Here is a 15,815-nt window from a genome sequence, read left to right as displayed (position 1 = left end):
GGAATAAATGGACTTTAATTTGTTCTTTAATTATCATCTTGTGAAGGACTCTTTGTTGTCGCAAAATAAAAAACACCCGATAAATCGGGTGCCAACTTTATCCATCATATAATTACTTTTTCGTTAATTCTTCCTCAAAGAAAAACGTCGTTGGTTTTTCTTTGACCGTATATGAATATCTTTTCATGTTTTTAACATATTGACATTTAGAGACGGTTACTGTTTCATCTGTTGCTTTAATTACTACCTGTTCACCATTAGTATACAAATTTTTCTTCATCGTATCACCCTCTCTAGATGGATACTATAATTATAGCCCAATACCTCTATAAATAGTAGAGCGTAGCCATAATTATTCTTATTTTTAATAAATAGTTGTTTTAATTGAACCTACTAATCATATATACTGAAATTAAACGCATTAATTTTTGCAATAAACTGTATATTTAAATATAAAATAATAAATTAGAGGAGAGTGTATTATGGAAGCGACCTTATTCAGACATTTTCTCGCTACATTATCTTACCGGGCAACTGTGGCTATCAAAGATGCACCTTCACATTTTCCTGATTTTAACGTAGGAAAAGGGGTACGTACCCCAGTAGAAATTTTAGCCCATACATCAGATGTTCTTACTCTGGCTTATTCTTGGTTCCAAGAGATTGAAAGAAAAAGAATTGTTGGTAAGTGGGAGGAAGAAGTTGAACGGTACTATCATTTATTAGAAAAATTAGACCAAGCAATTGCAGAAGAACTACCAATGAAAGCGAAAAACGAGCAGCTCTTACAAGGCCCCTTAGCTGACGCAATGACACATATCGGTCAGCTCATCATGTTGCGTAGACTTGCGGATGCACCAACAAATAGAGAAAACTATATTAAAGCCCCCATTAAAAGCGGAAATATTAGACCTCAAGCAAAAGAAACCAAATAATTAAAAACAGGTCCTTCGATTAACTACTTAATTGAAGGATCATTGTTGAGGATTTTAAGGGACCGAATTGGCAATTCGTACTAATTCTTCCTCACTTAAAGTATAGCTAGTAATTTGATACATGATGCCATTGTCCATCCAAGCAAGAAATAATTCAACCATATCATCAGCATGACCGATGTATCCAACTTGGCCATTAAGGCTTATTGGTTCCCACTGTATATTTTCTGGTAACGACTCTAAAGTTCCTAAAGATGCATCGAATATAAGTCCATCAGCATTGTCTTCATTTAAATAACGGATTTCAATTGACCGATGCTCCCTTTCTAGTACATAAATAACAGCACCCCGCATTGTAATACCATTAGGAATATAAGTAGGTACCTTTACTTTGAACTGTAAGTCTTCAAGTGCACTTTCTACTTCATTTTGATCGTAGACCTTCAATTCCCATTCGACTTCTTTTTCATTTAAAAAAATTATAGAACCCACCAGCAAGGTTAAAAAAACAAGTAGAACATACTTCTTCATTTCTCATTCCTCCAATAGGCGATTTGTAATGCTTTTCACTTTTTCATAATAATTCCCATAATTCTATTGATAAGATAAACATATTCTATTAGTCTAGAACAATATACAGAGCACTATGATAAAATTTTTAATAATTGTAGTATGATACACCTTAAAAAGGAGCCATTGTAATGGAGCAACTAGAATTAAAAATTTGCAAATATATTAAAAGCCAACCTGAAATAAAAATTGTTCAAAACAAATACAACTATGAAATTGTTGATGCACAAACAAGTGAGTGGTATGGGACTGTAGATTTTTTTGAAAACGGTTCAATCAGTAGCTTAGACTTAGAATTATGGATGTTGGGGGAGGATTGTGAACCTGTAGAGAGAAGCGAGGAAACTTCAACTCAAATTGACGGAATGATCGGGAAAGCAGAACAGTTTATAAAGGACTTTGTCCCAAAAAAGGTCGAATTCAGCATGTTAGTAGAATGGGACGAAAGTGATTATATGATCATCTATGAAGAAAACGATGATAAATTAAATCTCCCCATTCCCCATACAGGGTGCACGATTTATATGAACGCAAATGGGGAGATTAAATCAGCTAATATCGGGATACCATCATACACTCTTACGTATCCACAGGTTACCGTTAAAAAAGAGGAAGCAAAAGAACTTTTGCGTAATGAACAACTCATTCAATTACATCTTCAAGTTGAAGATGATGGACAAGTGGAGCTCATCTATCGAGCCACTCCAGAAATAACAGGTGTTAAGGTAGATGGAGAAGTTGATAATGTATATGAATTCATGGGCGTTAATGAGTTACGAATGCATACCATTGCCCCTGTCACACCCGAAAAAAGCGTCGAGCAATTGCTCGGATTATATGAAAATTTAATTAGGTACAAAGACGATGGGGAATCGCAATTATGGGTGGAAACAGACCACCTAAACACAAAACAAGAGGATACAGAACTTGAACCAGTAGTTTCGATTGTTAACAATGAAACAGGGCACTTTAGTAGTTCAAGCTCTCCTTGGGTAAAACAGGAAAACAAATTATCTATAAATCAGCTACAAGAACAAGCCCTGCAATATTTGGAACAAGTAGTTGGTACGATACATGAAAAATACCTTTTAGAAGAGCCAACAATCATAGAGGAAGAAATTGATGAGCAACTCGAAGAGCTATACGTTGAAGGTGATAACGCTACGCCTAATTTATACGAGCCAACCCAGATGTTTACCTTTATCCGTCAACATCGTGGCATGAAGATCGAAGGCTTTAACGCATATATTCATGTTGGCATTTATTCAGGTTTAATCCGCGAATGTTCTACATCATTTATAAATGAAACCCGTCTACAATCAATGGACCTTACACCTAAACTAAGTATTGTAGAAGCACAAAAACTATATTTTAAAGAAATGGACTTGAAATTAGCGTGGTCTATAAAAGAATTTGATGAGCCCTCAATCTATGATCTTGCGTATTTGATCAATTTTCCAGGTGAAAACGGTGCTATAGCTACAATAAATGCTCACACTGGTAAAATTACGTATATCGACACTGGGATATTACGAGAAAAAAATGATCGGTCACCCCTATAAAACAGTAATGGCTTGATGGATGTATCAAGCCATTACTGTTAAGAAGTGCTCTTTGTCTGGTTCAACCGACTAGTTATAAAGCTCGATATGCTTTTCCATGACATAAAAAATGAGCGATTACATATAAGATAAAAAAGATCGGCAATGAATAAATATGCTTCCATATTATAGGCTCGTATAAGCCAATCCAAATAAAAAATGGTTCTGCAATATATGAAGCAATAATTCCAAAAACGGCTCCTTTTATGTATGGACTAACATGAGGCTTAATTTGTAAAATAACCATCGTAACCACTGGGATCAACGACAGATCCCAAGGAATAAAAGCGGGGATAAAAGGGATTACCTCATAATGATAATACCATAATCCTAATTGGATCCCAATACTATCTAGCCACGAAGCGATAAACATCATTAAAAAACCAGCTGTTAGTAATCTTAATGTACTGTCCTTTTTTCTAAATAAAAACCAAATTACCCAAGGTATTATACTAAGGAAAAGACCAAACCACCATTGCCAAGTAAATAAAACATGTTCACTCCATAAATCGATATGCTGATTGTTAATTTCATGGATTTGCTTAAATAAATGAGTAATTTTCTCGATCCCGTTTTTCATAATATATAGTCTGTCACCTTTTAAGTAAAATGATGTAATTATTTAGTATGAAACTATACAAAAAAGAACATGGGGGTAGTATGATGGAAATAGATAAAAATTCATTATAGACTCCTTTGAGAATGTAGTAGATAGGTTATCGTGAATCAACACATGAAGTAGAACTATGGGCATCGGAAAATTACGTTTTAAAGAAATATTTTAAGAATGAGGATATTGCAAGTGAGGATGAAGTAAAAGAAACCATATATTTAGCCAATTTCAAATTCTTTGAGGGATTTTATAGGAAGGACCTATTCGATGAAACATAAGAAGTTAAGTCGTTTTCCAGTGAATGCATGTTTTGGGTAGTAAAAAAATAGATAAATGAAACGAATAAAAGATGGTGCACCCCAAATTTTATAACTCAACTGACTACTAGCCAGGGAGAGTTCAAATTTGGAGGTGCTTTTATTTTAAGTACACTCTTAGAATTTTTATAATGAATTACGTATAAATATTTATTATCAGTAATTTATTTATACAGATCACTAACAACTTACATAAATTGTAATTTTATAGAGAAAATAAAAATGTTCGTTCGGAAAAATTTAATACAGAGGTAGTGCTTTGATGAAGAAATCCGAAGCAATATTTTGGAGCATTGCTCTTCCAGGGTTTGCGCAAGTGTTAAGCAAAAACTATTTGAAAGGAGTGTTATTTATATTCTTAGAATTCCTTGTTAATGTACAAGCGAATTTTAATGAAATCATTATGTTAAGCTTTCTTGGAGAAACCCAAGCTGCCATTGAACGAGCAGATTTTCAATGGTTATTGTTTTACCCGTGTCTTTATTTTTTTGCCATGTGGGACGCATATAAAGATGCGGGAGGAGGTAGAGGGCCATATTCATTTCTACCACTCGTCTTTTCCGCTTTTTTTGTCACCGTTGGTACGATGTATTCACCAAAAATCACAGTATATAATGTCTTGCTAGGGCCTGTCTGGTTACCTATACTTTCAGTTATTCCAGGTTTAATAACAGGGTGCCTAATTCGAAAAGTGATCCTCACCGTACAAAACGTTTAATTTTCCGTATAAAATATTAGAACAAAATTTCCCACATTTTATATTGATGCAAGCGGGAGTAGGAAGTATAAAATCACACTACGAATACTTGTGAAACTCCCCTTGATTTTTTTCTCAATTTATTAAATATGAGCACTAGTACTTATTTTACTAAAAAATATTAAGTGTTTAGATGGAAAATATGATACTATAGAAATGGTATCATAGTAACCTATATTATACATTTTTTGAGAAATAAACTAAGGGAGTTAAAAAATGGCCGTACAATATACTTTAGTTATTGGAGTTATTTTAATTGCTTTAGTCTCATTGTCTGTATACCAAATAGGAAAGGCCAAATCTAAAAATCTAGTTAAGTACATACCAGCGAAAGTTTCTGTAGCTGGAATATTCTTCTTTTACATAAAATTGCAATTCATTTCTCAAGGGTTTGAGGGGATATATGATATACTGATCATCATTTTTCTTGCAATTTCATTCTTTGCTTCCATTTTGGTTGCAATTATACTAGAAATTTTTAATAAGGAAAAAATGTCCTGATTTATTTTTTATGTTATGTAAATTTAGGTTACTAAAGTAATTTTACAATAACAAAAATGGAGGTTTATTATGAAAACAAATATTAACGAGCCAAATTACTATGACGGAAGAGACGTATCAAAAATTAAATTACAAAGGCTTCAAGACCAAGTCCTATCAAAACCGATTAATAACTCTATTCTAAAGTTCCCTGTATTTCCATATTTCCAAAATAAAAACTAGTATATTAATAAACTAGTATAAAATAAAAACAGGGTGATGCGTATGATCACCCTGTTTAATTCTATAATTTTAGTACATCATGATCAACATAACGTTCACCATTTAATTCACTAATAATGTTTATTGCTACAGAGGCACCATGGCCTGCTGTAATAATCGTATGAACACTAACTCCTGCGATAGTTCCTGCTGCCCAAATCCCATCGATATTCGTTTTGCCATCAGCATCTACTTCTACGATGGTTTTTATTCTCGGTTCTGTACCAGCAACTAAATTAACACCAGCTTTGCTAGCAAGATCGGTTATTGCACCTGTCGCTAACAAAACATACTTCGTTTGAAATTGTTGGTTTTCTTCGGTTGTGATCGTAAATCCTTCACTTTCCTTGTCAATGTTTACGACCGTTCTATTAACTACTTCAGCACCTTGTTTTACCGCTTGCTTTTTCCCTAATTCAAGTAGGGCAGGACCTTCAATACCATTTACACCATAGTGGTTTTCTACCCAAGCACGATTAGTCATACTTTTATCATTTTCAAATATGATAGTTTTCTTCCCCGCTTTAGCTGAAAATAGGGCGGCACTTGCCCCTGCAGGTCCAGCGCCAATAATTGCTACATCATACATGTTCATTCCTCCTAATATTGTATCGTTATAGAAAGACTAGAGTTATAAAGTAAAAAATTTACTAGTCTCGAAACGCAAAGGTTAAAATTCTTTTGCTACCTTTTTTGCTTGTTCAATACCTTCAGAAATAATCGCTTCAGCTTGATCTGGAAATTGATTATGACCTTCAACAATAATAGTAGTTGGGTCCTGAATTCCCCAGAAGCCAAGAATATTTTGTACATAGTTGACAGCCATTTCTACTGATTGAGCTGGACCTTCAGAGTAAACCCCACCACGAGCATTTAATAAAACAACTTTTTTATCATTGATTAAGCCTACTGGACCTTCAGCCGTATATTTAAAAGTCTGGCCTGCTTGAGATAAATAATCAAAATACGTGTGTAGCACAGCAGGTACTGTAAAATTCCAAAGAGGGAAGGCAATGACTATTTTATCAGCTGCAAGGAATTGGTTTAAAAATTTGTTCACGATTTCGGTGGCCGCTTGTTCTTCAGTTGACAAGTCAATTCCTTTACCTAACTTGAACATACCGTTGATCATGTTTGTATCGTAATAGGGTAAGTTTTCACTAAATAAATCAAGCTCTGTAATTTGATCTTGCGGATTACTTTCTTTATAGCTTTCTAAAAAAGCTTGATATAGTTTTACACTAACTGACTGGTCAATTGGTCTTGAATTCGCTTTAATAAATAATACATTTGGCATAATAACCTCCAGAATATGTTTAAATTGAGAAGTTGGTATAGCAACTAAAGTACTATAAGGTTGTTGTAGCAACTAAGTACTAATAAATCATAAATACAAGATGTTGTAATAGCAACTATTTAGGTAAAAAGTAGCTGTTTCACTTTAGAAAACAGTCTACATTATTACTCATTTTTTTAAGCGTTTTTTCTAATTGCTGAAGTTCTTCTTTTGAAATATTTTTAGTGACAATATCATTGAATTCTTCAGTGATCGGAATAACTTTCTCTCCTAACGCTCTACCTTCGGGAGTTAAATATAGCTTCACTGAACGACGGTCATCATGACAATTAACTCTTGAAATAAATCCCTTTTTCTCAAGATTAGAAGCCATACGAGCGATGTTTGTTTTATCTTTGTTCAACTTTTGAGAAATCTGATTTTGAGTTAGACCATCTTGTTCCCAAAGAAGCATCATGATTAAATTTTGTTCTGGTGCTATATTAAAAACTTCTAATTTGGTTTTTATATAACTCGTCAAATGAAGGTCAGTTTGATGTATTTTAATACTAATGTAGTCATGCAAAGAGAGTTTCAAAGTGGTACCTCACATTCATTTAGTTGCTATACATACTATTTACAACTCAAATTATAGTAAAGGGAAAAGGTGATGTCAAATCTTTTGTTTTTTAATTACTTAGGAAATTTACCTAATTTTAGGTATTAGCCCGCTCGCTTTTCTAGGTATTTGCATACAAAGGAAGAGAAGTAAACTTATAAAGGATGGTTTTCTATGGATAGAAATTGCAATTGTAAAAATAAGAGTAAAGCTCCATTAACATTAGATAATATGATGCCGAATATGCATCATCACGGAATGATGACACAGCCAGGGATGACAATGCCATTAATGGACCAACACCATATGCATACGATGATGCCACATCATCAACATATGATGCCATCATGTTGCGGCAGTATGCCACATTCTCACATGCATGGTATGATGCCACACACTCAACACCATGGTATGATGCCGCAAATGATGCCGCACACTCAACACCATGGTATGATGCCGCAAATGATGCCGCACACACAACACCATGGCATGATGCCGCAAATGATGCCACACACTCAACAACATCATGGTATGATGCCACAAATGATGCCACACACTCAACACCATGGTATGATGCCCCAAATGATGCCACACACACAACACCATGGCATGATGCCGCAAATGATGCCACACACTCAACAACATCATGGTATGATGCCACTAATGATGGACGATTTTATGGAAGGACCAATGACACACCCATTTCCATCAGGGGATGTATACCAAACACAACAATTTCCTTTTCGAAAGCAGTAAATACTAAATTCGTTGATGTGACACTTTAAATTGTTTTCAAACATTATTATCATAATAACCAAATTGGTGTTTTTATAAAATTTAATGAACTACGAAAGAACCATTCGGAGCAACTGGTTGCGAATGGTTCTTTAATAGTTGGGAGCAGTTAATGTTCCTATTTCACATGATGATCTAATTCTCAACAACTGTCATTATACCTAAATACAGAATTAACTAAATTCTATTTCAATGACACTATAGAAGGAAATGAAAGCAATTCGTTCATCCTCTTTAATTAATTTAACCATTTTTTCAGAGCGATTTATTCCTTGAATTTTGCCTTCAACAATATAAATTTCACCGCTTTCCCAGTAGAAGATTGTAACGGTCTGGTCAATTTCGATCGCTTCACTTATTTTTCGTTCAAATTCCTCAAGTTGTTGTTCATCAATTGTTGGTTGCGGAATTTTGTTTAGTTCCTTTGCCATTATTCTAAGCTGTCTAACATGCTCTGGTAACATGAGGGAGGTCCATTTTTTATTTCCACGGTCCTTTAACATAAATTGGTCTCCTTTTTGAACTTGATTTATTAGAACATTTGTTCGTATAATATTGTATAAGGAGGCGAACAAAAAATGCAAGGTATTTTAAAATGCGCTTTGTTATCAGGATTACCTCTTGAGATGATCTATCTCTCTAAAAAAGAAATCATTACTCAACGCATCATTACAATCAAGAAAGTCGGAGAAAAGGTCGAGTTCTAGGAATATGCCATAAGAGTAAGCTGTTAAGAATGTTTAGGGTGGAAAATATTTTATCAATTAAGGAACGCTCTAATCATTGGAGCAGAATACACGGATAAGTATTATTCCATGCTATGAAAACAGGAAGATCTAAGAAATTTGATTTTATTTAATAAGGGATTTATTTGAAAAAAAGTGAATTTAATGGATGAGGACTTCAGTAAATAGACATAATTACTGATAAAAAAGGTCGACGGGAAGCGAAGACCTTTAACTTAATTCTCTATTTGTCTCTAATAGAGGGAGGTAAAAAACATGATCGAAAAGTTATTCTTTTTTCTTGCTATTTCCTTTTTTCTTTTTGGATGCCAGCATACAGAACCTATCAGAGATCACTCATCTGTCCTTAAATCTAATTTCTTTGAAAAAGAGGAATTAAAAGGTGTGGAGGAAGTAACTATCACCATTGGAGCGATAGGAGATGTACTTCTACATGAACGTGTGTACCAAAGAGCAAAAAAGCCAGATGGCACCTATGATTTTGATCCGATGCTAAATGAAGTAAAACCGCTACTAAAAAAACCTGATTTTTTAATGGCTAACCAGGAATCAATGCCTGGAGGAGTCGAAATTGGTTTATCTACATACCCATCATTTAATAGCCCGAAAGAGATCGTTACAACATTACAAAAATTAGGTGTTGATATGGTCATCGGAGCAAATAATCACACACTTGATCGTGGAATGAACGCAATAGAAAGTGCCCTTGATTATTATGAAGAGATTGGTATGGACTATGTAGGTGTTTACCGCAATAAAGAGGATAGGGAAATAGAGCGTATCGTCATAATAAACGATATTGCAATCGGAGTTTTAGCTTACACTTACGGAACTAACGGAATTCCAATTCCTCATGATCATCCTGATGTCGTAGCTATGATTAATCAAGAGAGAATGGTTCGAGATGTTCAGAACCTCCGTGGCAAAGCTGATGTAATTGTAGTTCATATGCATTGGGGTAATGAGTACGAACGAGAGCCTAATGATGAACAACGGAATTTGGCAAGAGTGCTGTCAGAAGCTGGAGCTGACATTATTTTTGGGCACCACCCACATGTATTACAACCAATAGAAAAAATTGATCGCGAGGAAGGTCTTGAAACCATTGTTTTTTACTCATTAGGGAACTTTTTTTCTGGTCAAAAATTTCAATTCACTGATATTGGTGGGGTTGCAACGGTAGATGTGACTAAAGTGGCAGATGGAGATGAAGTCACAGTGAGCTTTAGTTCTCCCAAAATAGAACCGACTGTTGTCATCCAAAAAGAAAGTGGGTTTTATGTTATCCCGATGTTTGATGTTGAGAGATCAACACTTTCAGGTACAACGTATGATCAAGTCGTCGACCACACATTGCAATATTTACATAGATCAGAAAAGCTTTTAACTGACTAGCTTAGGGTTAATGAAATTTAAAAACTATGTAAAACGGTATAACTATTTTGACTTTAGTGTGAGGTGTTTTAATTGTTGCATTTTGATCGTCAAGGGACAGGTGAACCTCTGCTATTCATTCATGGATTTTTGAGTACAAATCATGTATATGATAAAGTTCTTTCCTATTTTACAAAACACTACGATGTCATTTCCATAGACTTACCTGGTCATGGCAAGTCTTCGTACAATAATGAAAAAACAGTGTATGACTATGCCATTAGGATCGTTGAATTATTGTCCTCTCTACATATTATTAATGCGACATGGATCGGTCATTCTATGGGTGGTTATATCACAATGGCCGCGATAGAAAATCATACAGAATACGTAAAGAGAGCCGCATTTGTTTATTCATCACCAGTCGAGGATAGTAATGAAGATAGGGAACAAAGAGATGAACATATTCAATTAGTTCAAACAGAAGGTGTCGCTGCACTGGCAAAAAAACGCATCCCTACTTATTTTGCATTTCAAGGAGACCCTAAGGATGTGAATGAAGCGTACCAGCACGCCGATCAAACAACAGTTGAAGGGGCAGTCGGTGCTCTGTACGCAATGAGAGACCGCCCAAATCAAGTCGACATGCTAAATCGAGTAGATATTCCTTTATTGTTTTTAGAAGGGACTAAAGATTTGTCAGAAGCACCTTTTCATACAGCTTCGCCCCGCATTACGAAAGCGATTACTGATACATCACATATGGGTATGCTTGATAAACCCGAACAATTTATCGAAGCACTTCAAGGATGGCTGACCGTAAAATAAAGGTGCCAGGCACCTTTATTTATCTTTGTGTCATTCTTTTATTTTTTTCAATCATATCCATTACATATTGTGCTATTTCCTCATAATTACTTGTACCGATATCATCATATTTGATAGCTTCGCTAACAACCACTTTAATAGGTTGTCTAAATAGCCTTTTTTGCTCAAGTCCTATTATTGAAATCGGCAAGATCGGTGCTTGGCTCTTTAAAGCAAAAAAACCTACTCCCTTTTTCGGCTTTACTACTTCATTAACTCTTAACCGCTTCCCTTCGGGGAAAATCCCTAAAACTTTATCTTCATCTAATGTGGATATTGACTCACGAATCGACCGAATCATATTCTTGCTATTTCGGTCTATAGGAATTGCGTGTACTTTTCTGAAAAACCATCTCGTTATTTTAAACTTAAAAAGTTCAACTTTGGCTAGGAAATGAATCTTTCTCTTTACTAGGCACATGATAATGATTGGATCGTAGTGACTAACATGATTAGCGGCGATAATTAGAGCGCCTTTTATAGGAATATTGTTCTTTCCTATGACCTCTATTCTAAATCGTACTTTTAAATAGAGGCTAATGATCATTCGTAAAAAATAATAAAACATTATATCACCGCACCCTCTTTTTGGTCTTATCCTTGCTACCGCTTTCCTACAAGAGTGTTGTGCAATAAATTTTATTTAAAAAACTTTCTATATCTTATTCTCCTTTGTTAAAAAGGTTATTAACTCATAAAATTAGGTCTTGCTCCAAAAAATGGATATTATTATAAGTTTTTAGAATTTCTTTATTAATGAATACAACAGAGGCTTTTTAAGGAAAATACTCTAAATTACTCAATGAAGGGTGGATAGGTATTCGTGCGGAAAAGAACTATTCTTTTCATTTCGGCGATCTTTATTGTTGCTGCTGTCGGCGTAGTAGGGATGATTGAGCCAGAATATGCTTATATGCCAAGAAAAGGGCAAGTGCTAAATGACTCAAGATCTGAAGTAGGCCAAGGTACGAGCTATGATATTTGGGGTGTGACCGTTACCCCTGAAGAAGCAGCGAAGCTTATGGAAACCGAGGACGGAATGGAAATGCTCTCTCCTTCAAACGGGACTGTCGAAGTTGATCAAGATTTTGTAGAACTTGGCAGGGAAATCTTTTATAAAGAAACTTTTGACAACGAAATATATATTACCGATATTTTAGGGATGCTAGATGGTCCAATCTCTGTAACTAATATTGCAAAAGCGATACTGGAGCTAAGAGGCGGACAAACCGATAATCTTCAGGTTGAGCTTGCCGAAAACGTGACAATTGGTGGGAAGCACTATGCCAAAGGTGATAAGATTGATACAGGACTAGATGTACCAAAAGGTGCCCTTGCGCCACTTGGAATGCCTATTTCCTTCAAGGAAGGAAGGTTAAAAGCAGGTGTGAGCTGTGCTGCTTGCCACGCTACCGTTGATCGTGAAACAGGAATGGTAATAGAAGGGGCACCTAATTTAGACTTTAACGCTGGGATGATGTTAGCGTTAGCATCAAATTCTACCGCTTATTTTACCAATACTGATATTGATGCTGAAAAAATAAAAGCATTTATTGAAGATCATGACCGAACAGTAGAAACGACTGACGGGAACCAAGAGGCATTACCTGATCCGCAAAAGCTAGAACAAGCTGTTGATGAAATGCTTGTGCAATGGCCTCCAGGTAATTTTGATTCAACCATGGACTTGGTTAACAACCCTGCACAAATTCCCGATTCGTTTACTCTAGGTGATCATCCGTATGGTTGGAATGGTTTCGCAGCAGTTGGACCATTTAAAGGACTTAGTTCATTAAATAATAACGTACATGCGCAAAACTCTGATTTATTAGCACAGGCTGACCAGAGTAATGATCTGTTTGAAATTGATAAGGAAGTTTATATTGCTACGATATTACAAAATGCGGCTAATCCTAATTATCGGTATGATCCAGAGTCAGGTCAAAAGCCATCCGAATTTATGAAGGTTATTGATGAAGAGCCAGCAGTGCCAGGGGTTAACGAAATGGTTAAGCCACCAACATTCCCGAAAATATCAATGTTTTCACCGAACGGGACTGTTATTAACTCACCAGGATTTCATTTTGGTGAACAAATTAATGCAATGTCAGCTTATCAAAACTCTCTTATTCCACCAAAGTATGAAATTGATGAAAATACAAAAGCTCAAGGGCGAGATGTCTTCGAACGAGGGGGTTGTATTTCCTGCCACGCGGGACCAGCCTATACGAATAATCGAGTAATTGATAATGATATAGTAAAAGCACAACCTTCAAGGGCTAAGGCTTTTGAAGATACGGTGAAGCTAATGGAAGACTCGTGGATTTATTCTTTTGATACACCAGTTCCTATTCCGAAAGAAGCTAAAGCTATTAGGGTTCCGACCGAACATGTTGCCGAGAACCAGAAGAAATTAGTGCTTGCTCAAGATGAAAATAAGAGTGGAGGCTATAAAGTAAAAGGGTTAATTGGGTTAAAATGGTCCCCGCCTTATTTACACGACGGTGGTGTTGCTGTCGGACCAAACGAAAAAAAGGATCTTGGAATTCCTGGTACCCTACACAAAACTATTAACCCTGACCCATACAACAGTTTAAAAGCAATGATTGACTCAAATTTACGTAAAAAAGTAGTTAAAGCTAACAGGAAATCAAAAGCACTTCAAGGGGCAAATGTTGAAGGGATTGGACACGAGCACTGGGTAGATCAAACAACTGGTTTTTCAAAAGAAGAACAAGATGCTTTAATTGAGTTTTTACTTTCGATAACTTCTAGTGATGATCAAATAGATAATTAGTAATATAAACAATGAGGACGAAGGACAAAAGTTCTTCGTTCTCATTGTTTATTTTGAAAAATGAAGTAAAGGTTTAATAAGGTTCCTTGGAAATAAACAACGCCTGCTAACGAAAACTATCTTAGGGTAATGGAGGTGATAATATGGAAAGTAGTCGATATGGCGTTCATGAAATTGTAGATTTACGTGAGTTAAGCAATTTTAAATGGGCTTGTCTTACACAAGCCAAAACACGATTAGAACTTGTAGAAAATCCAGAACTTAAACAACTAGTTGAACAAAGCATTCAGCAAGGGACTATGACTGTAGGGAAGATGAAAGATTTCCTTAGTGATGCCCAAACACAAATGAACCAGTAAAGGAGAGGATTGATTATGGATTCAAAACAATTAAGTGTTGCTGATCATACGATTGCGACCGATATGCTCTTTGAAACGAAGGCTGCAATAAAAGACTTTGCAACTGCCATCACTGAATCGTCAACACCTGAAATACGTTCTTTTTTAGTTCAAGAATTAAGAACAGCTATTACACAGCATGAGCAAATTTATGGTTTTCTTCAAGATAGAGGGATATACGATGCATATAATGTGCCACAACAACTACAAAAAGATGTCCAATACGCAAGTAGAGCATTAGAACATTAACTATATATAGAAGAAAAAATCTAACTAGCCAATTAAATCAATATACTCAAGAGAGGTGATAACTCATGGGTGAAAACTTAGGTGTACATGAAACATTAGAATTACATGAACTAATAACTTTTAAGAGTTTATGTCTAACAAAAGCGACTATTATGCAAGCATTAGTTACAGATCAAAACTTAAAGGACATAATGCAGCAAGATGTTCAAATGACATCAAGACATATTGAAGAGCTAAAAACCCATTTATACTAAGAGGTGATTTAAATAAACCAATTTAATTGAAAAGCTGACGGGGATTGCTCCGTTAACTGATCAAGTGATAGCGACAGATTTATTGGTAGCCGCTAAATCAGAAATAAAGAACTATGCTTTAGCAATTACAGAAGCTGCGACACCAGAGGTCCGTAATACATTAGTGCATCATTTAGAAGATGCGATTATGTTTCACGAAAAAATATCTACTTATATGATCAATAACGGCTACTATAACCCACAAGATATGTCGAAACAATTAAAAGTTGACCTAGAAACTGCTGAAACTGCATTAAACCTTGCAGATAATTAAAATGGCTAATTAAATTTCAATTCATAATTACTTGGCGCTAAAGGCTTAGTGCAATCTTGATAAGTAATATGCTATGTTCTCAAGGATTGTTGCTCTTTGCTATTGGACCGTTAGCCAAGTGAAGGACGGGCTCTTCATGCTCTGCATGAAAAAACGGTCCAAAAGCAACAAAGTTTATGAAAATGGCCAAGTAATAAGAAAGTGTTAGGAAATTAATCTTAATCCTCTTTCATAGTGATGATGTTAAAAAATTACCAGTGATTTCATGGAGTAATACTATTGTATTATTAATTATTATTTGGTATATTATTTCTTGTCGCTTCTGAACGACTGCTTTCTTTTTGACATGTAATAATAATTTTTAGCATCAAAAAAGATGTTGCATAGAGTTAGAGTTCATGTTAAATTATTAATTGTCGCTTCAAAAGAAGTGAACAGGTAAAAAAGTTTACCAAAAATTAGTTGTTGATCAAAAGTTGCTAGCGTGGTAAGATATAATTCCTGTCGCTAACAACGACATAAAAAGTTCTTTGAAAACTGAACAAAAAGCCAAGCGAAATAAAGAGATACAT

22 protein-coding genes are annotated in these 15,815 nt (G+C 35.2%); 14 read left to right on the top strand and 8 right to left on the bottom strand.

Annotation, left to right across the window (positions count from 1 at the left end; genetic code table 11):
* Positions 1-112 precede the first annotated feature (112 nt).
* Positions 113-280: a hypothetical protein gene (locus tag GKP30_RS16995; protein ID WP_216830663.1), complete on the bottom strand. Its 168-nt coding sequence runs from the start codon at positions 278-280 to the stop codon at positions 113-115.
* Positions 281-482: 202 nt separating this feature from the next.
* Between GKP30_RS16995 and GKP30_RS16990 the strand changes: the two genes are divergently transcribed.
* On the top strand, positions 483-935 hold the full coding sequence (locus GKP30_RS16990; RefSeq protein ID WP_216830662.1) for a hypothetical protein: 453 nt from the start codon (positions 483-485) through the stop codon (positions 933-935).
* Positions 936-989: 54 nt separating this feature from the next.
* Here the strand turns inward: GKP30_RS16990 and GKP30_RS16985 are convergent, their stop codons facing one another.
* Positions 990-1,466, bottom strand: a complete 477-nt coding sequence (locus tag GKP30_RS16985; RefSeq protein ID WP_216830661.1) for a DUF4367 domain-containing protein — start codon at positions 1,464-1,466, stop codon at positions 990-992.
* A 170-nt stretch (positions 1,467-1,636) separates the two neighbouring features.
* Here GKP30_RS16985 and GKP30_RS16980 point away from each other — a divergent pair, with 170 nt between their 5' ends.
* Positions 1,637-3,067 (top strand): hypothetical protein, encoded by a 1,431-nt coding sequence (locus GKP30_RS16980; protein WP_216830660.1) that lies wholly within the window; start codon positions 1,637-1,639, stop codon positions 3,065-3,067.
* Positions 3,068-3,140: 73 nt separating this feature from the next.
* On the opposite strand, the gene GKP30_RS16975 is transcribed toward GKP30_RS16980, so the two are convergent.
* A complete protein-coding gene (locus GKP30_RS16975) occupies positions 3,141-3,686 on the bottom strand; it encodes a CBO0543 family protein (protein WP_216830659.1) in 546 nt (181 codons plus the stop codon).
* Between the two features lie 612 nt (positions 3,687-4,298).
* Here GKP30_RS16975 and GKP30_RS16970 point away from each other — a divergent pair.
* The 3 genes from GKP30_RS16970 to GKP30_RS16960 all read left to right on the top strand — a co-directional run bounded on the left by GKP30_RS16970 (position 4,299) and on the right by GKP30_RS16960 (position 5,516).
* Complete coding sequence (locus tag GKP30_RS16970; RefSeq protein WP_216830658.1) at positions 4,299-4,754, top strand: hypothetical protein; 456 nt, start codon at positions 4,299-4,301, stop codon at positions 4,752-4,754.
* A 255-nt stretch (positions 4,755-5,009) separates the two neighbouring features.
* On the top strand, positions 5,010-5,294 hold the full coding sequence (locus tag GKP30_RS16965) for a hypothetical protein (RefSeq protein ID WP_216830657.1): 285 nt from the start codon (positions 5,010-5,012) through the stop codon (positions 5,292-5,294).
* 69 nt (positions 5,295-5,363) lie between these two features.
* Positions 5,364-5,516, top strand: coding sequence for a hypothetical protein (locus GKP30_RS16960; RefSeq protein WP_216830656.1), 153 nt, complete (start codon positions 5,364-5,366; stop codon positions 5,514-5,516).
* A gap of 61 nt (positions 5,517-5,577) precedes the next feature.
* Here GKP30_RS16960 and GKP30_RS16955 read toward each other — a convergent pair whose 3' ends face one another.
* From GKP30_RS16955 to GKP30_RS16945, 3 genes are all read right to left on the bottom strand, one after another.
* Positions 5,578-6,144 (bottom strand): FAD-dependent oxidoreductase, encoded by a 567-nt coding sequence (locus GKP30_RS16955; RefSeq protein ID WP_216830655.1) that lies wholly within the window; start codon positions 6,142-6,144, stop codon positions 5,578-5,580.
* A gap of 81 nt (positions 6,145-6,225) precedes the next feature.
* Positions 6,226-6,852, bottom strand: a complete 627-nt coding sequence (locus GKP30_RS16950; protein WP_216830654.1) for an FMN-dependent NADH-azoreductase — start codon at positions 6,850-6,852, stop codon at positions 6,226-6,228.
* A 139-nt stretch (positions 6,853-6,991) separates the two neighbouring features.
* The gene (locus GKP30_RS16945) at positions 6,992-7,429 is read right to left on the bottom strand and encodes a MarR family winged helix-turn-helix transcriptional regulator (RefSeq protein WP_216830653.1); all 438 of its coding nucleotides are present in this window, start codon (positions 7,427-7,429) and stop codon (positions 6,992-6,994) included.
* 195 nt (positions 7,430-7,624) lie between these two features.
* Here GKP30_RS16945 and GKP30_RS16940 point away from each other — a divergent pair, with 195 nt between their 5' ends.
* Positions 7,625-8,206, top strand: a complete 582-nt coding sequence (locus GKP30_RS16940) for a hypothetical protein (protein WP_216830652.1) — start codon at positions 7,625-7,627, stop codon at positions 8,204-8,206.
* 212 nt (positions 8,207-8,418) lie between these two features.
* Here GKP30_RS16940 and GKP30_RS16935 read toward each other — a convergent pair whose 3' ends face one another.
* On the bottom strand, positions 8,419-8,748 hold the full coding sequence (locus tag GKP30_RS16935; protein ID WP_216830651.1) for a YolD-like family protein: 330 nt from the start codon (positions 8,746-8,748) through the stop codon (positions 8,419-8,421).
* Positions 8,749-8,823: 75 nt separating this feature from the next.
* Between GKP30_RS16935 and GKP30_RS23800 the strand changes: the two genes are divergently transcribed.
* The 3 genes from GKP30_RS23800 to GKP30_RS16925 all read left to right on the top strand — a co-directional run bounded on the left by GKP30_RS23800 (position 8,824) and on the right by GKP30_RS16925 (position 11,193).
* Positions 8,824-8,952, top strand: coding sequence for a hypothetical protein (locus tag GKP30_RS23800; RefSeq protein WP_268884695.1), 129 nt, complete (start codon positions 8,824-8,826; stop codon positions 8,950-8,952).
* A gap of 294 nt (positions 8,953-9,246) precedes the next feature.
* Positions 9,247-10,386 (top strand): CapA family protein, encoded by a 1,140-nt coding sequence (locus tag GKP30_RS16930; protein WP_216830650.1) that lies wholly within the window; start codon positions 9,247-9,249, stop codon positions 10,384-10,386.
* A gap of 75 nt (positions 10,387-10,461) precedes the next feature.
* Positions 10,462-11,193: an alpha/beta fold hydrolase gene (locus GKP30_RS16925; protein ID WP_216830649.1), complete on the top strand. Its 732-nt coding sequence runs from the start codon at positions 10,462-10,464 to the stop codon at positions 11,191-11,193.
* 19 nt (positions 11,194-11,212) lie between these two features.
* Here GKP30_RS16925 and GKP30_RS16920 read toward each other — a convergent pair whose 3' ends face one another.
* On the bottom strand, positions 11,213-11,800 hold the full coding sequence (locus tag GKP30_RS16920) for a lysophospholipid acyltransferase family protein (RefSeq protein ID WP_216830648.1): 588 nt from the start codon (positions 11,798-11,800) through the stop codon (positions 11,213-11,215).
* A 255-nt stretch (positions 11,801-12,055) separates the two neighbouring features.
* Between GKP30_RS16920 and GKP30_RS16915 the strand changes: the two genes are divergently transcribed.
* From GKP30_RS16915 to GKP30_RS16895, 5 genes are all read left to right on the top strand, one after another.
* Positions 12,056-14,029: an electron transport protein gene (locus GKP30_RS16915; RefSeq protein ID WP_216830647.1), complete on the top strand. Its 1,974-nt coding sequence runs from the start codon at positions 12,056-12,058 to the stop codon at positions 14,027-14,029.
* A gap of 143 nt (positions 14,030-14,172) precedes the next feature.
* Positions 14,173-14,388 carry a hypothetical protein gene (locus GKP30_RS16910; RefSeq protein ID WP_216830646.1) on the top strand — a complete coding sequence of 72 codons (216 nt, stop codon included), beginning with the start codon at positions 14,173-14,175 and terminating at the stop codon, positions 14,386-14,388.
* Between the two features lie 15 nt (positions 14,389-14,403).
* Positions 14,404-14,676, top strand: coding sequence for a spore coat protein (locus GKP30_RS16905; RefSeq protein ID WP_216830645.1), 273 nt, complete (start codon positions 14,404-14,406; stop codon positions 14,674-14,676).
* A 65-nt stretch (positions 14,677-14,741) separates the two neighbouring features.
* On the top strand, positions 14,742-14,930 hold the full coding sequence (locus GKP30_RS16900) for a hypothetical protein (RefSeq protein WP_216830644.1): 189 nt from the start codon (positions 14,742-14,744) through the stop codon (positions 14,928-14,930).
* Positions 14,931-14,994: 64 nt separating this feature from the next.
* Positions 14,995-15,243 carry a spore coat protein gene (locus GKP30_RS16895; protein ID WP_328703176.1) on the top strand — a complete coding sequence of 83 codons (249 nt, stop codon included), beginning with the start codon at positions 14,995-14,997 and terminating at the stop codon, positions 15,241-15,243.
* Positions 15,244-15,815: the final 572 nt, after the last annotated feature.

The organism is Alkalihalobacterium elongatum, from assembly GCF_019024285.1.
GTDB classification, from domain to species: domain Bacteria; phylum Bacillota; class Bacilli; order Bacillales; family Bacillaceae_F; genus Alkalihalobacterium; species Alkalihalobacterium elongatum.
Note: the sequence above shows the minus strand (reverse complement) of the source record. Positions and strands in the feature narration are given on the sequence as shown.

Excerpts from the sequence above, each read along its gene's own strand:
- GKP30_RS16950 (WP_216830654.1), bottom strand. The coding sequence starts at position 6,852 with ATGCCAAATGTATTATTTATTAAAGCGAATTCAAGACCAATTGACCAG.
- GKP30_RS16940 (WP_216830652.1), top strand. The coding sequence starts at position 7,625 with ATGGATAGAAATTGCAATTGTAAAAATAAGAGTAAAGCTCCATTAACA.
- GKP30_RS16980 (WP_216830660.1), top strand. The coding sequence starts at position 1,637 with ATGGAGCAACTAGAATTAAAAATTTGCAAATATATTAAAAGCCAACCT.
- GKP30_RS16995 (WP_216830663.1), bottom strand. The coding sequence starts at position 280 with ATGAAGAAAAATTTGTATACTAATGGTGAACAGGTAGTAATTAAAGCA.
- GKP30_RS16970 (WP_216830658.1), top strand. The coding sequence starts at position 4,299 with ATGAAGAAATCCGAAGCAATATTTTGGAGCATTGCTCTTCCAGGGTTT.
- GKP30_RS16960 (WP_216830656.1), top strand. The coding sequence starts at position 5,364 with ATGAAAACAAATATTAACGAGCCAAATTACTATGACGGAAGAGACGTA.
- GKP30_RS16910 (WP_216830646.1), top strand. The coding sequence starts at position 14,173 with ATGGAAAGTAGTCGATATGGCGTTCATGAAATTGTAGATTTACGTGAG.
- GKP30_RS16905 (WP_216830645.1), top strand. The coding sequence starts at position 14,404 with ATGGATTCAAAACAATTAAGTGTTGCTGATCATACGATTGCGACCGAT.
- GKP30_RS23800 (WP_268884695.1), top strand. The coding sequence starts at position 8,824 with ATGCAAGGTATTTTAAAATGCGCTTTGTTATCAGGATTACCTCTTGAG.
- GKP30_RS16920 (WP_216830648.1), bottom strand. The coding sequence starts at position 11,800 with ATGTTTTATTATTTTTTACGAATGATCATTAGCCTCTATTTAAAAGTA.
- GKP30_RS16955 (WP_216830655.1), bottom strand. The coding sequence starts at position 6,144 with ATGTATGATGTAGCAATTATTGGCGCTGGACCTGCAGGGGCAAGTGCC.
- GKP30_RS16975 (WP_216830659.1), bottom strand. The coding sequence starts at position 3,686 with ATGAAAAACGGGATCGAGAAAATTACTCATTTATTTAAGCAAATCCAT.
- GKP30_RS16985 (WP_216830661.1), bottom strand. The coding sequence starts at position 1,466 with ATGAAGAAGTATGTTCTACTTGTTTTTTTAACCTTGCTGGTGGGTTCT.
- GKP30_RS16930 (WP_216830650.1), top strand. The coding sequence starts at position 9,247 with ATGATCGAAAAGTTATTCTTTTTTCTTGCTATTTCCTTTTTTCTTTTT.
- GKP30_RS16900 (WP_216830644.1), top strand. The coding sequence starts at position 14,742 with ATGGGTGAAAACTTAGGTGTACATGAAACATTAGAATTACATGAACTA.
- GKP30_RS16990 (WP_216830662.1), top strand. The coding sequence starts at position 483 with ATGGAAGCGACCTTATTCAGACATTTTCTCGCTACATTATCTTACCGG.
- GKP30_RS16935 (WP_216830651.1), bottom strand. The coding sequence starts at position 8,748 with ATGTTAAAGGACCGTGGAAATAAAAAATGGACCTCCCTCATGTTACCA.
- GKP30_RS16965 (WP_216830657.1), top strand. The coding sequence starts at position 5,010 with ATGGCCGTACAATATACTTTAGTTATTGGAGTTATTTTAATTGCTTTA.